This window comes from Burkholderia sp. AU28863 (assembly GCF_002223195.1).
Lineage (GTDB): Bacteria > Pseudomonadota > Gammaproteobacteria > Burkholderiales > Burkholderiaceae > Burkholderia > Burkholderia sola.
The window spans coordinates 272,151-284,169 of the sequence record NZ_NKFE01000008.1; the positions used below are offsets into that span (position 1 = coordinate 272,151).

At 69.3% G+C, this 12,019-nt stretch carries 13 protein-coding genes; 10 read left to right on the plus strand and 3 right to left on the minus strand.

Features of this window, described 5'->3' with window-relative positions; all coding sequences use genetic code 11:
• Positions 1-26: 26 nt before the first annotated feature.
• Positions 27-275 carry a hypothetical protein gene (locus CFB81_RS31015; protein WP_069619127.1) on the plus strand — a complete coding sequence of 83 codons (249 nt, stop codon included), beginning with the start codon at positions 27-29 and terminating at the stop codon, positions 273-275.
• Positions 276-656: 381 nt separating this feature from the next.
• Positions 657-2,081 (plus strand): PLP-dependent aminotransferase family protein, encoded by a 1,425-nt coding sequence (locus CFB81_RS31020; RefSeq protein ID WP_089437699.1) that lies wholly within the window; start codon positions 657-659, stop codon positions 2,079-2,081.
• Between the two features lie 27 nt (positions 2,082-2,108).
• Here CFB81_RS31020 and CFB81_RS31025 read toward each other — a convergent pair whose 3' ends face one another.
• Positions 2,109-3,269 carry an NAD-dependent formate dehydrogenase gene (locus CFB81_RS31025; RefSeq protein WP_089437700.1) on the minus strand — a complete coding sequence of 387 codons (1,161 nt, stop codon included), beginning with the start codon at positions 3,267-3,269 and terminating at the stop codon, positions 2,109-2,111.
• 232 nt (positions 3,270-3,501) lie between these two features.
• Between CFB81_RS31025 and CFB81_RS31030 the strand changes: the two genes are divergently transcribed.
• Positions 3,502-5,031: an FAD-dependent oxidoreductase gene (locus CFB81_RS31030; protein WP_089437701.1), complete on the plus strand. Its 1,530-nt coding sequence runs from the start codon at positions 3,502-3,504 to the stop codon at positions 5,029-5,031.
• 42 nt (positions 5,032-5,073) lie between these two features.
• Complete coding sequence (locus tag CFB81_RS31035; protein ID WP_069619123.1) at positions 5,074-5,451, plus strand: DUF5594 family protein; 378 nt, start codon at positions 5,074-5,076, stop codon at positions 5,449-5,451.
• 49 nt (positions 5,452-5,500) lie between these two features.
• Here CFB81_RS31035 and CFB81_RS31040 read toward each other — a convergent pair whose 3' ends face one another.
• A complete protein-coding gene (locus CFB81_RS31040) occupies positions 5,501-5,719 on the minus strand; it encodes a DUF6566 family protein (RefSeq protein WP_089437702.1) in 219 nt (72 codons plus the stop codon).
• Between the two features lie 122 nt (positions 5,720-5,841).
• Here CFB81_RS31040 and CFB81_RS31045 point away from each other — a divergent pair, with 122 nt between their 5' ends.
• The 4 genes from CFB81_RS31045 to CFB81_RS31060 all read left to right on the plus strand — a co-directional run bounded on the left by CFB81_RS31045 (position 5,842) and on the right by CFB81_RS31060 (position 8,724).
• Positions 5,842-6,480, plus strand: coding sequence for a MarC family protein (locus tag CFB81_RS31045; protein ID WP_089437703.1), 639 nt, complete (start codon positions 5,842-5,844; stop codon positions 6,478-6,480).
• Positions 6,481-6,511: 31 nt separating this feature from the next.
• Positions 6,512-6,991, plus strand: a complete 480-nt coding sequence (locus CFB81_RS31050; RefSeq protein ID WP_069619120.1) for a hypothetical protein — start codon at positions 6,512-6,514, stop codon at positions 6,989-6,991.
• 144 nt (positions 6,992-7,135) lie between these two features.
• Complete coding sequence (locus tag CFB81_RS31055) at positions 7,136-8,341, plus strand: zinc-dependent alcohol dehydrogenase (protein ID WP_089437704.1); 1,206 nt, start codon at positions 7,136-7,138, stop codon at positions 8,339-8,341.
• A gap of 59 nt (positions 8,342-8,400) precedes the next feature.
• Positions 8,401-8,724 carry a four-helix bundle copper-binding protein gene (locus CFB81_RS31060; protein WP_175975264.1) on the plus strand — a complete coding sequence of 108 codons (324 nt, stop codon included), beginning with the start codon at positions 8,401-8,403 and terminating at the stop codon, positions 8,722-8,724.
• A gap of 10 nt (positions 8,725-8,734) precedes the next feature.
• Here CFB81_RS31060 and CFB81_RS31065 read toward each other — a convergent pair whose 3' ends face one another.
• Positions 8,735-10,327, minus strand: a complete 1,593-nt coding sequence (locus CFB81_RS31065; protein ID WP_089437705.1) for an ATP-binding protein — start codon at positions 10,325-10,327, stop codon at positions 8,735-8,737.
• Positions 10,328-10,593: 266 nt separating this feature from the next.
• Here CFB81_RS31065 and CFB81_RS31070 point away from each other — a divergent pair, with 266 nt between their 5' ends.
• Both CFB81_RS31070 and CFB81_RS31075 read left to right on the plus strand, forming a co-directional pair.
• Entirely contained in the window at positions 10,594-10,947 is a 354-nt protein-coding gene (locus CFB81_RS31070) for a chemotaxis protein (protein WP_089437706.1), read from the plus strand.
• 184 nt (positions 10,948-11,131) lie between these two features.
• On the plus strand, positions 11,132-11,983 hold the full coding sequence (locus CFB81_RS31075) for a BON domain-containing protein (RefSeq protein WP_089437707.1): 852 nt from the start codon (positions 11,132-11,134) through the stop codon (positions 11,981-11,983).
• Positions 11,984-12,019: the final 36 nt, after the last annotated feature.

Genomic DNA, 12,019 nt, shown 5'->3' on the forward strand with positions numbered 1-12,019 from the left:
CTGTCGAATCAATTCAGGAGAGTGGCATGCGCATCGACCAATCGTACCGGCGCTTCGACATCGCGGCGACGCTGTCGCCGCTGCCCGGCAACCGCGCGATCGCGATCGTCGACGTGACGACCGACGATCCGGGCCGCGTCGCCGATCTCGGCACCGGCCAGTTCCTCCAGATCCGCAAGTGGCTCGAGTCGAACGACATCGCGCTGCTGACGGTGGTGTTCGACGAGTGCAAGGTCGCGATCGACCACTACGCGGACAACGTCGACGACGCTTGAGTGCGAGCGGGCCCGCCCATGGCCGGGCTTCGCTTCGCCGCCGCTTCCTCTGCTACCGCAATTCATCATGACGTGCGCCGGACGAACGGCTGCCGTGCGAGCGCGCGCGGCCGCGCCGCCGCGTTCGCATCATCTGTTCACCACGCCGACCGGATTTGACGTTTCCTCGCCAAACTGTCACTTACATTCGCCGAAATGACGCAGTAGGATGCCGAACCTTGTCTTGATGAGATTCGCATTGCTATCCGCCTTCAATTTCGGTAACGGACGAGGTTCCAGCCGGGACACCCGCACCCGGCGACGGCTATCCGGCTTCGTGCATCGGCGCGGCGGTGCCGCTCATGCGGCGCAGGCCGGTTCATCGCTGGCGGGGCGAGGCGGATGAAGCTCTACGAGAAATTTGCGAACGACGTAGAGCGACTCATTCGGCAAGGGGTATATCGACACGGCGACCGTGTGCCGTCGGTGCGTCAGGCGAGCCAGCAGCACCGGATCAGCATCACGACCGTACTGCATGCGTATCTGCTGCTGGAAAGTCGCGGGCTGCTCGAAAGCCGGCCGCAGTCGGGCTATTTCGTGAACCTGCGGCGCGACGACAGTCATGCGCCGGTACGCGAGCTGCGGCCGTCGAAGCCGATCGCGATCTCGTCGTCGGTGGATGTGAGCCGGCTCGTGCTGTCGACGTTGCGCTCGATCGGCACGGACGACGCGGTGCCGCTCGGCTCGCCGTATCCGGACCCGAGCCTGTTCCCGTTCGAGAAGCTGAACCGCTACGCGTACGCGGCGGGTCGCGACAAGTCGCTGTGGGGCGTGACGGACGGGTTGCCGCCGGGCCATCCGCGGCTGATCCGGCAGATCGCGCGCCGCTACCTGGAAAACGGGATGTCGGTGGACCCGAACGAGATCATCGTGACGGTCGGCGCGACGGAGGCGATCAACCTGTGTCTGCAGGCGGTGGCGAAGCCGGGCGACACGATCGCGGTGGAATCGCCGACGTTCTACGCGATGCTGCACGCGATCGAGCGGATGGGGATGAAGGCGATCGAGGTGGCGACGCATCCGGAATACGGGATCGACATCGCGGCGCTGGCCGCGATCGCGAAGTCGCAGCCGATCGCCGCGTGCATGGTGATGCCGAACTTCCAGAATCCGCTGGGTTTCCAGATGCCGGACGAGCGCAAGCGCGAACTGGTTGAGTTCGCAGCGAAGGCCGACCTGCCGATCATCGAGAACGGCGTGTACAACGAACTGTACTTCGGCAACATGCATCCGAGCACGCTGAAGTCGTTCGATCGCCATGACATCGTGCTGCATTGCGCGTCGTTCTCGAAGAGCCTGACGGCCGCGTACCGGATCGGCTGGGCGCTGCCGGGCCGCTACCGCGAGCAGGTCGAGAAGCTGAAGTTCCTGAACACGCTCGCGACACCGTCGTTGCCGCAGCTCGCGATCGCGGAGTTTCTCGAGCGCGACGGCTACGAACATCACCTGCGGCGGGTTCGCAAGGCGTATGCGCAGCAGGCGAACCTGATGCGCGCGATGGTGTCGCGGTTCTTCCCGGACGGCACGCGCATTTCGAGCCCGGCGGGCGGCTACGTGCTGTGGGTCGAGCTGCCCGCGCAGATCGACGCGATGCGGCTGTACCAGCTCGCGCTGGAGCAGGGGATCACGATCGGCCCCGGCTACATGTTCTCGATCGCGGACAGCTACCGGAATTTCATCCGCCTGAACTACAGCAGCCCGTGGTCGCCGGAAATCGAGCGCGCGGTCGTCACCGTCGGCAAGCTCGCCGCATCCTGCATCGACTGACCGCGCCGCGGCGGGCGGCGCGCGACGTCATGTCAGCCGGTACGACTGCGCGCCCGTGCCCGCGAGCGTGCCGCCGTCGACGATCAGGTATTCGTTGCGGATCGGCTTGCCGTCGAACCAGCATTGCAGGATCTCCAGCGTGCCGGCCGCATAGCGCGCCTGCGCGGACAACGACGTGCCGGAGATGTGCGGCGTCATCCCGTTGAACGGCATCGTGCGCCACGGGTGATCGGCCGGCGCCGGCTGCGGAAACCATACGTCGCCGCCATAGCCGGCGAGATGGCCGGACGTGACGGCATTCACGACCGCGTCGCGGTCGACCAGCTTCGCGCGCGCGGTGTTGATCAGGTACGCGCCGCGTTTCATCCGCGCGATCATCGCCGCGTCGAACAGGTGCTCGGTCGACGGGTACAGCGGAATCTGCAGGTTGACGATATCGACGGCGCTCGCGAGCGACGCCACATCGGCGTGATACGTGAGCGCGAGCGCCTGCTCGATCGACGCATCGAGCCGATGGCGCTGCGTGTAGTGCAGCTGCAGGCCGAACGGCTGCAGCCGGCGCAGCACGGCGAGACCGATGCGACCCGCGCCGACCGTGCCGAAATGCATCCCTTCGACGTCGTAGCTGCGCGACACGCAGTCGGCGATGTTCCAGCCGCCCTGCTGCGCGATCGCATGCGACGGCAGGTAGTTGCGCACCAGCGCGAGCGTCGTCATCACCACGTGCTCGGCGACGCTGATGCTGTTCGAGCCGGTGACTTCGGCAACCGTGACGTGCGCGCGCGCGGCGGCGTCCAGATCGACGTGATCGGAGCCGATGCCGGCCGTCAGCGCGAGCTTCAGCTTCGGCGCGCGGGCGATGCGTTCGGCGCTCAGGTACGCGGGCCAGAACGGCTGCGAAATCACCACGTCTGCTTCGGGCAGCCGGCGCTCGAATTCGGAGTCGGGGCCGTCCTTGTCGCTCGTGACGATCAGCGTGTGGCCGTGCGCTTCCATATAGCCGCGCAAGCCGAGCGCGCCGGACACCGAGCCGACGAGTTCGCCGGGCCGGAAGCCGGGCGGGCCGGCCGGCGTCGGCGCGGTTTGACCGTCCGCGTAGTGCGTGACGACCGGAATCGTGTCGCGCACGTAGTGCGGCGGATAGCCGTCGACGGGATCGGGGTAGAGCACGCACAGGACGGTGGCCATCGGGTAGTGCTCCTTTGACAGGTGAAGGCGGCACGCGGCTTGCGCGGGTCGCGCCGTGCCCCTCGCAGGCGGCCGCCGTGTTGCGCCGCAACGCTGATCACGTTCTACGCCGGTCGCGGATCGCGTACAAGCTACAGTCCGCGTTTGCGTGCGCTGCGAGGCGTCTGTACCTGTTCTTTTCAGGAGGGATGGCGATAATGGGATCGTTACCTGACTTTTCGGGAGCCACGTCATGACTGGAAGCGATGCGTCCTCACGCCCCGATCTCACGCAAGGGATCGCGCTCGACGATCTCGCCGACGGCGCGATGATCGAAGGCCATGTCGGCGACGCGGCGGTGCTGCTCGTGCGCCGTGCCGACGAACTGTTCGCGGTGGGCGCGCAATGCCCGCACTACGGCGGCCCGCTGGCCGAGGGCCTGCTGGTCGGCGACACGATCCGCTGCCCGTGGCATCACGCGGCGTTCTGCTTGCGCACCGGCGAGATGGAACGCGCGCCGGCGCTCGACGGGCTGCCGTGCTGGCGCGTCGAGCGGCGCGACGGCCGCGCAGTCGTGGTCGATGCGCGGCCGGCCGCCGCGCCGCCTGCGCTGAAGGACACCGGGCTGCCTGCGTCGGTCGTGATCGTCGGCGGCGGCGCGGCTGCGATCGCGGCGGCCGTGACGCTGCGGCAGCAAGGCTATCCGCACGCGATCACGCTGCTGAGCGCCGATGCCGATCCGCCGTACGACCGGCCGAACCTGTCGAAGGATTACCTCGCGGGCACGGCTCAGGCCGATTGGCTGCCGCTGCGCGCACCGTCGTTCTATACCGATCAGCGGATCGACGTGCGCTGCAACACGCGGGTCGCGCGCATCGATCCCGCGCGGCGGGAGGTCGAGCTGGCTGACGGCAGCCGTATCGAATACGGCGCGCTGCTGCTCGCCACGGGTGCCGAGCCGAACCGGCTGAACGTGCCCGGCGCCGATCTGCCGCACGTGTGTACGTTGCGCTCTCGCGCCGATTGCGATGCGCTGATCGAGAAGCTGAAAACCGCGCGACGCTGCGTGGTGGTCGGCGCGAGCTTCATCGGCCTCGAAGCGGCCGCCGCGTTGCGCACGCGCGGGCTCGACGTGCACGTCGTCGCGCCCGATCCGCATCCGATGGGCCGCGTGCTCGGCGATGCGCTCGGCGACACGATCAAGGCGCTGCACGAAGCGCACGGCGTCGTATTCCATCTCGGCGCGACGCCTGCGCGGATCGGGCCGGACAGCGTGACGCTGTCGAACGGCGACGTGCTGCCGGCCGACGTCGTGCTGGTGGGGATCGGCGTGCATCCGAACGTCGAACTCGCGCAGGACGCCGGGCTCGCGGTCGAACGCGGCGTGACGGTCGACCGCTTCCTGCAGACGAGCGCGCCCGGCATCTATGCGGCCGGCGATATCGCGCGCTGGCCCGATCCGCTGACGGGCGAGCGGATTCGCGTCGAGCACTGGGTCGTCGCCGAGCGGCAGGGCATCGTCGCCGCGCGCAACCTGCTCGGCCAGCAGCGGCCGTTCGACGCGGTGCCGTTTTTCTGGAGCCAGCATTACGACCTGACGCTCCGCTATGTCGGGCATGCGGAGCAATGGGATCGCGTCGAGATCGACGGCGACCTCGGCGAGCACGACTGCTCGATCGCGTACTGGCGCGGCAACACGCGGCTCGCGGTCGTGACGATCGCCCGCGATCTCGACAACCTGAAGGCCGAAGCGGCGCTCGAGCGGCAGATGGCTTCCGCATGAAAGCAGCATGACGACACCCACCGAACCTTGAATGGAGGCGAAATGAACCCTGACGTCCGTGCCCGTTTCGAAACCGAGTTCGCGCCGCGCATCGCGACGCGCTTGCGCGGCCTGTATCAGCCTGGCGAAGTGAAGGTCGACGTCGTGCCGCACGACGGGCAGGGCAGCCCGACCTGCATCGACGTGATCGGCCTCACGTCGACGGTCGGCCTGCCGAACCGGTTGAACGCGCGGCTCGCGTGGCGCGACGATGCGATCGCCGGTCTGCTGGCCGAGCCCGACCATGGCCGCTTCGATCGCTATCTCGCGGTGCTGCCGGTCACGATCGAGCGCTGGCAGATGGAATTGCCGGTCGACTTCAGCAGCCGGACGCAGCGCGATCGCGAGATCCTGATCGGCGACCTCGATTTCGATGCGTGACGTGCGTCGCGCGATGCCGGCCGATGGGGCGCGGCCGAACCGCGCGCGGTTACCGGTCGCGTGTTCGGATGATCACGCGCCCCTGGTCGATGCCGCCGCGCAGCGCTTCGTCGCACGTGAGCCATTCGGGCGTGACGAGTTCGGGCGCGGGCAGGTCGACGGGCGTGCCGTCGCGGAAGATCTGCACCTGCGCGACCCATGCGCCGTTCGCGTTGCGCGTCGCGTCGACGCGAATTTCGTGACCCATGAAAGTGTCGGTGGCTTGCATCGAGCGGGGCCCTCCGTCGTGGATGAACGTGGTGCGTGGATCGTATCAGCATGGCGGGCGCCGCGCATCGAAAACGAACCGGCGTGTGCGTGTCACGTGCCGCGCGAGACGGGAGCGACCCTGTGGCCTTCGACCTGACCTTTTCCATCAAGGTGTTCGCGGCGCTGTTCGCGATCATGAACCCGATCGCGAACATTCCGGTGTTCCTGTCGCTGACCGAAGGCGCGGCGGACGGCGTGCGTCGCAAGGTCGCGCTGACGGCCGCGATCGGCGTGACGGTCGGCTGCATCGTGTCGGCGGTCGCAGGGGGCGCGATCCTGCACGTATTCGGTTTGACGATCGACGATTTCCGCCTCGCGGGCGGGCTGCTGGTGCTGTTGATCGCGCTGTCGATGCTGCATGGTGCGCCGAGCCGCCAGCATGCGCCGGGCGCCGACGAAGGCGCCGATCCGGCGGCGGCCGACAGCGTCGCGATCTACCCGCTGACGATTCCGTTGCTGGTCGGCCCCGGCACGATCGCGACGATGATCGTGCTCGGGCACAGTGCCGTCGCGACCGGGCAGGAACTCGCGTTCGCGCTCGGGCTGGCCGCATTTCTCGTGCTGCTGGCCGTGTCGTTGCTGTCGGCGCCGTTGATCGGCCATTACCTGTCGCCGCGCGTGACGGCCGTCACGCAGCGCCTGATGGGGATGATTCTCGCGGCGATCGCGATGCAGATGATCGTCGCGAGCCTGAAGGCCGCGTTCGGGTTGCCGCATTGAGCGCGCCCGTTCGCCTGCATGGAGTCGCTGAATGAACACGCTGATCGTCTTGTCCTATCCCGATCTCGACGCGGCGCGTCGCGCGCTGGCCGAACTCGGCACGCTGCGCGACCGGCACGTCGTCGCGCTCGCGGGTGTCGTGATCGTCGAGTGCTCGACCGACGGACAGTTGCGCACGCATGCAGTCGATCCGGGCCGCGTGTCGTCCGGTTCGCTGCTCGACAGCGTGGTCGCGCACGTCGAATCGTCGCTCGACGCGTGGCGCGAACGTCCGGCGGACGATGCGCTGACCGACCGCGTCGCGCGCAAGGCGCGCCCGGGCACCGTGTCGCTCGGGCTGGCCGCGACGCAGCTCGACATCTACGCGCTGAGCGCGGCGCTCGCGCCGCTGGGCGGCGAAGTGACCGACACGACGCTGTCGATCGACGACGAACTGAAGCTCGTCGAAGCGATCTCGAACGCGCGCGACGGCAGCGGTGAGCCCGGCGATAGCGGTCCGCCCACGGACTGACGCGCCGGCACGGCCCCTCCCCGAAGACGAAGCGCTTTCTGTCCGTGCGTCACGGCGCGCCGCGCGCGCCGCACAGGCGCATGCCTTGCTCGATCGGCTCGACGGTGACTTTACCGTTTCCGCTTTCGACAAGGAGGGCCTGACATGAAAGCAGTCGTATTTCACGGCATCGGCGACATTCGCATCGACACGGTGCCCGATCCGGAAGTCTCCGCGGCGACCGACGCGGTCGTGCGCCTGACCGCCAGCGCGATCTGCGGTACCGACCTGCACATGGTGCGCGGCACGCTCGGCGGGATGAAGCCCGGCACGATTCTCGGCCACGAAGGCGTCGGCATCGTCGAGGCAGTCGGGCGCGACGTACGCAACCTGCGGCGCGGCGATCGCGTGCTGATTCCATCGACGATCGCGTGCGGCAGTTGCGCGTACTGCCGCGCCGGTTACACCGCGCAATGCGACGTCGCGAACCCCGGCGGGCCGCGCGCGGGTACGTCGTTCTTCGGCGGGCCCGCTGAAACCGGCCCGTTCGACGGGCTGCAGGCCGAATACGCGCGCACGCCGCTTGCGCATGCGAGCCTGATCCGGCTGCCCGATTCGATCGACGACGATCGCGCGATCCTGATGTCGGACATCTTCCCCACCGGCTATTTCGGCGCGCAGCTTGCGGAAGTGAAGCCGGGCGATACGGTCGCCGTGTTCGGCGCGGGGCCGGTCGGGCAGTTCGCGATCGCGAGCGCGAAACTGATGGGCGCCGGCCGCGTGATCGCGATCGACCGCATCGCGTCGCGGCTCGAGATGGCGTGCGCGCAGGGCGCCGAGATCGTCGATTTTTCCGAGGACGATCCAGTCGACACGATATTGCGGCTGACGGGCGGGATCGGCGTCGATCGCGTGATCGACGCGGTGGGCGTCGATGCGATGCGCGCGACGCACGGGCCGGCCGCGGCCGATCGCGACGCCGCGCGCGCGTTCGATGCGGAAGTGGACGCGATCGCGCCGCACCGCAAGCCGGACGGCCGCAACTGGGTGCCGGGCGACGGGCCGTCGCAGGTGTTGCAATGGGCGGTGCGCGCGGTCGCGAAGGCCGGCACGATCTCGGTGATCGGCGTATATCCGCAGGCGGCGCGCGTGTTTCCGATCGGCGAGGCGATGAACCGGAATCTCACGATCAAGATGGGCAACTGCAATCACCGGACGGTGACGCCGCCGCTCATCGAGCTGGTGCGCAGCGGTGCATTCGACCCGCTGTCGGTGCTCACGCGCAGCGAGCCGCTGACGAACGCGATCGATGCGTATCGCGCGTTCGACGTGCGCGAGCCCGGCTGGATGAAGGTGAAGCTGACGCCGTGACGACACGAACCGAAACGATGCAAACCTAAACGATGCAAACCGAAACCGGGAGCACTGCGATGAGCGATCAATACGACAACTGCATGGCCGCGTGCGATGCGTGCGCGCACGCGTGCGACACCTGTGCGGCCGCCTGCCTCGCGGAGCGCGACGTGCACGCGCTGGCGGGCTGCATCGCGCTCGACATCGAATGCGCGCAGCTGTGCCGCTTCGCGTCGGGCGCGATGGCGCGCCGCAGCGGGCTCGCACCGCGCATTTGCGCGCTGTGCGCGCACGCGTGCGACTTGTGCGCGGCCGAGTGTTCGCGGCATGCGCACGAACATTGCCGCCGCTGCGCGCTTGCATGCGAGGCGTGCGCGGCGATGTGCCGCGCGATGGCCTGAGGCCGGGCGCTTACGGCGTGTCCTGAACCTGGCGCGCGACGCGCTGCAGCAGCGCGTCGAGGACGGCCATCTCGACGGGCTTCACGAGATGGTCGTCGAAGCCCGCGCGTTCGGTGCGCGCGAGGTCGGACGCGCGCGCATGGCCGGACAGCGCGACGCAGGTCGTGTCGCGCAGCGCGTCGATCGCGCGCAGTTCCTGCAGCAGCGTGAAGCCGTCGACGTCCGGCATCGTCAGGTCGAGCAGCATCAGTTGCGGTGCGTAGTCGCGCGCGAGGGCGAGCGCGTCGGCCGCGTTGTACGCGACGCGCGGCGCATGCCCTTTCAGTTGCAGCAGCACCGCGAGCGTATCGGCCGAATCGCGGTTGTCGTCGACGACGAGGATGCGCAGCGGCGTGTCGGCCGGCGGTTCGAGCGCGGCGGGCGCAGGCGGTGCGGAGGGAACGTTGCGGGTCGTTTGCGCGATCGGCAGCCAGATCGTGAACGTTGCGCCGTGGTCGGGCCCGTCGCTTTCCGCGACGATCCGCCCGCCGTGCAGTTCGACGAACGACCGGCAGATCGCGAGACCGAGCCCGAATCCGTCGGACGGGGAGCGACTCGACGCGCCTTCCTGCTGGAACAGGTCGAAGATGGCGTCGAGCGCGCCCGGCGCGATGCCGACGCCGTGATCGGCGACGCGGATCGCGACCAACGGCCCCTCGATCCGCGCGCCGACGTCGATCCGGCCGCCGTGCGGCGAGAATTTGGACGCGTTGTCGAGCAGGTTGTGCAGCACCTGGACGAGCCGTGCGTCGTCGCCGTGCAGGGCCACGGAATCGTCCGGCAGGTCGACGCGGATCCATTGCCCGCGCGCGGCCAGCTTCGGCTGGATGCTCTCGATGCCGCGGCACACGATGTCGCGCACGGTGGTGGGGCGCGCGTCGAGTTCGACCTTGCCGGCCGTGATGCGCCCGACGTCGAGCAGATCGTCGACGAGCCGCGTCAGTTGTCCGACCTGGCGATGCACGGCGTCGCGACACTGCGCGAGCGCGGGCGCGGGATCGGGCAGGCTCTGCAGCACGCCGACCGAATTGCGCAGCGGCGCGAGATGATTGCGCAGCTCGTGCGCGAGCATCGCGATGAACACGCTGAGCCGATGCGTCGATGCTTCGAGTTCCTCGAGCCGCTTGCGCTCGGTCATGTCGCGCGTGATCTTGATGAAGCCGCGCAGCTGATGCGTCGCGTCGTGCACCGGCGTGATCGTCACGCTCGCCCAGAACTGCGTGCCGTCCTTGCGCACGCGCCATCCTTCGTCCTCGAAGTGGCCGTGCGCGGCGGCCAGCGCGAGCCCTTGCGACGGCCGGCCGGCCGTGATCGCGTCGGTCGGGTAGAACAGCGAGAAATGGTGGCCGACGATCTCGGCGGCGGAGTAGCCCTTGATGCGCTGGGCGCCGGCGTTCCACGTCGCGACGTTGCCATAAGGGTCGAGCATGAATACCGCGTAGTCGGTGATCGACTCCACCACGGTCTGAAACCGGAATTCGGCGAAGCGGTGCAGCAGGTCGCGCGGGTCGGACGAGCCGGGCGGCGGCGGATGCGGTTGCAGATCGGCGTCGTCTTTCTTCATCGGAGCGGCAAGTTGAAAATACGGGCGGCCGCAAGTCGCCGGCCCGCCCCCGGACGCGCCGGCGGCGGCCATATGGAGCGAGTTGGCACGTCCGAAAGCATAAAGGAACTCGATTCAGCTGATCAATGGGTGCGCATGGGCCGTGCCGTCCGCCGTGCCGGCCGGCGGCGTCCGGCGCGGCATGCCGATTGCACGCCGGTACGGTCCCTGCCGCGCGGCGGCCCTCCGGCCGATCGCGCGGCGGCAAGCCAGGCAAGGAGATCGACATGAACAGCACGCTCAATCCCGATAACGAACCGGCCGGCCCGGACGACGACAACGCCAGCCGCGGCCGGGACGGCCGGGCGCTGGGCCCGAGCGACTCGTCCGACAGCGGCAGCGACACGGCGGGCGCGCGGCGTCATCCGTTCGACGTCGATTCGCCGCTCGACGACCACGCGCTCGAACGCGGTGACGCGGCGCTCGACAGCGATACGGACCGCGCGGGGACGGGCGAGCGCGCGTCGGCGGACGGCGATTCGACGCTCGAGGAAGGCGCGGACATCGAGCCGGACCGCACGGAGCGGCTCAGCGAGCCCGGTCGCACGGACGACCCGGACGAATCCGGCGCCGCACCGTGACGCCCGGCACGCAAAAACTGCAATCGCGTTGCAGATTCGGGCGCCTGGCGGCTTCCCCGCGCTGCGACGCGCAACCGTCGCGGGACGGCAACGGCGCCGGCACGCGATTTGCATTCACCCGACCGTCGCGCGCCGGGTCGCGGCATGGTGCCGCGCGCGGTGCAGGCGATCAAGGAGAGACACGATGCAACGACGATATCCCGGACGGTCCGGCGAGCGCGGTGGGCCGTCCGACTGGCACGAGCGCAACGAACGCGCGTACCGGGGCGCCGGCGAGCGCGGTATCCCGGACGACCCGGCCCGGTGGCCGGAAGAAGACTACGAATCGGCTTACCGCCGCTTCGCGAGCGAGGACGTGGGCCCGGAAGACTGGGGCAGCGAATGGACCGAGCGCGCCGCGCGGCCGGCCGACCAGCGGCGCGGCGCGGCCGACCCGGACTGGCCGGGCGGCGCGCGCCAGCCGGCGCGGGACGTCGAGCGTGGCTACGGCGACCCGGGCCGCCGGGCGGAGGAGCGCGAAGGCCGCTACGGTGGCGAGCGCCCGGAGTTCCGCGGCCAGCACCGGATGGGCGGGTACGGCGGCGAGCGCGATCGGGGCGACCCGCGCTACGGCGGCGGCGCTCCCGACCTGTCGCGCTTCGGCAGGGACACCGAACGTGACGCGCTGCGCCATCGCCGCGGGCCGAAAGGCTATACGCGCTCGGACGAGCGGATTCGCGAGGACGTCTGCGAGCGGCTCGCGCATGCGCTCGAGATCGACGTGAGCGACGTCACCGTGCAGGTGAAGGAGGGCCGCGTCGAACTGGACGGCACGGTGCCGGCGCGCTGGATGAAGCACGACATCGAGGATCTGGCCGACGGCTGCCTGGGCGTGCGCGACGTCGAGAATCGCGTGCGCGTGCGCCGCGACGGCGAACATGATACGGGCATGGTGCTGCATCCGGACCAGCGGACCGTCACGCCGACCCAGCCTGCCGCACGCGACCCCGAGCCGGGCACCGTGGTGAGCGGCCGCGAGCGCGAACCGCGCCACTGACCCCCGTGCGTGAAACGCCGCGCCCCCGACCGCGAG

Bases quoted from the DNA above. Each gene is read 5' to 3' on its own strand.
- CFB81_RS31070 (WP_089437706.1), top strand. From the start codon at position 10,594: ATGAACAGCACGCTCAATCCCGATAACGAACCGGCCGGCCCGGACGAC.
- CFB81_RS31035 (WP_069619123.1), top strand. From the start codon at position 5,074: ATGAACCCTGACGTCCGTGCCCGTTTCGAAACCGAGTTCGCGCCGCGC.
- CFB81_RS31030 (WP_089437701.1), top strand. From the start codon at position 3,502: ATGACTGGAAGCGATGCGTCCTCACGCCCCGATCTCACGCAAGGGATC.
- CFB81_RS31060 (WP_175975264.1), top strand. From the start codon at position 8,401: ATGAGCGATCAATACGACAACTGCATGGCCGCGTGCGATGCGTGCGCG.
- CFB81_RS31055 (WP_089437704.1), top strand. From the start codon at position 7,136: ATGAAAGCAGTCGTATTTCACGGCATCGGCGACATTCGCATCGACACG.
- CFB81_RS31065 (WP_089437705.1), bottom strand. From the start codon at position 10,327: ATGAAGAAAGACGACGCCGATCTGCAACCGCATCCGCCGCCGCCCGGC.
- CFB81_RS31050 (WP_069619120.1), top strand. From the start codon at position 6,512: ATGAACACGCTGATCGTCTTGTCCTATCCCGATCTCGACGCGGCGCGT.
- CFB81_RS31040 (WP_089437702.1), bottom strand. From the start codon at position 5,719: ATGCAAGCCACCGACACTTTCATGGGTCACGAAATTCGCGTCGACGCG.
- CFB81_RS31075 (WP_089437707.1), top strand. From the start codon at position 11,132: ATGCAACGACGATATCCCGGACGGTCCGGCGAGCGCGGTGGGCCGTCC.
- CFB81_RS31025 (WP_089437700.1), bottom strand. From the start codon at position 3,269: ATGGCCACCGTCCTGTGCGTGCTCTACCCCGATCCCGTCGACGGCTAT.
- CFB81_RS31020 (WP_089437699.1), top strand. From the start codon at position 657: ATGAAGCTCTACGAGAAATTTGCGAACGACGTAGAGCGACTCATTCGG.
- CFB81_RS31015 (WP_069619127.1), top strand. From the start codon at position 27: ATGCGCATCGACCAATCGTACCGGCGCTTCGACATCGCGGCGACGCTG.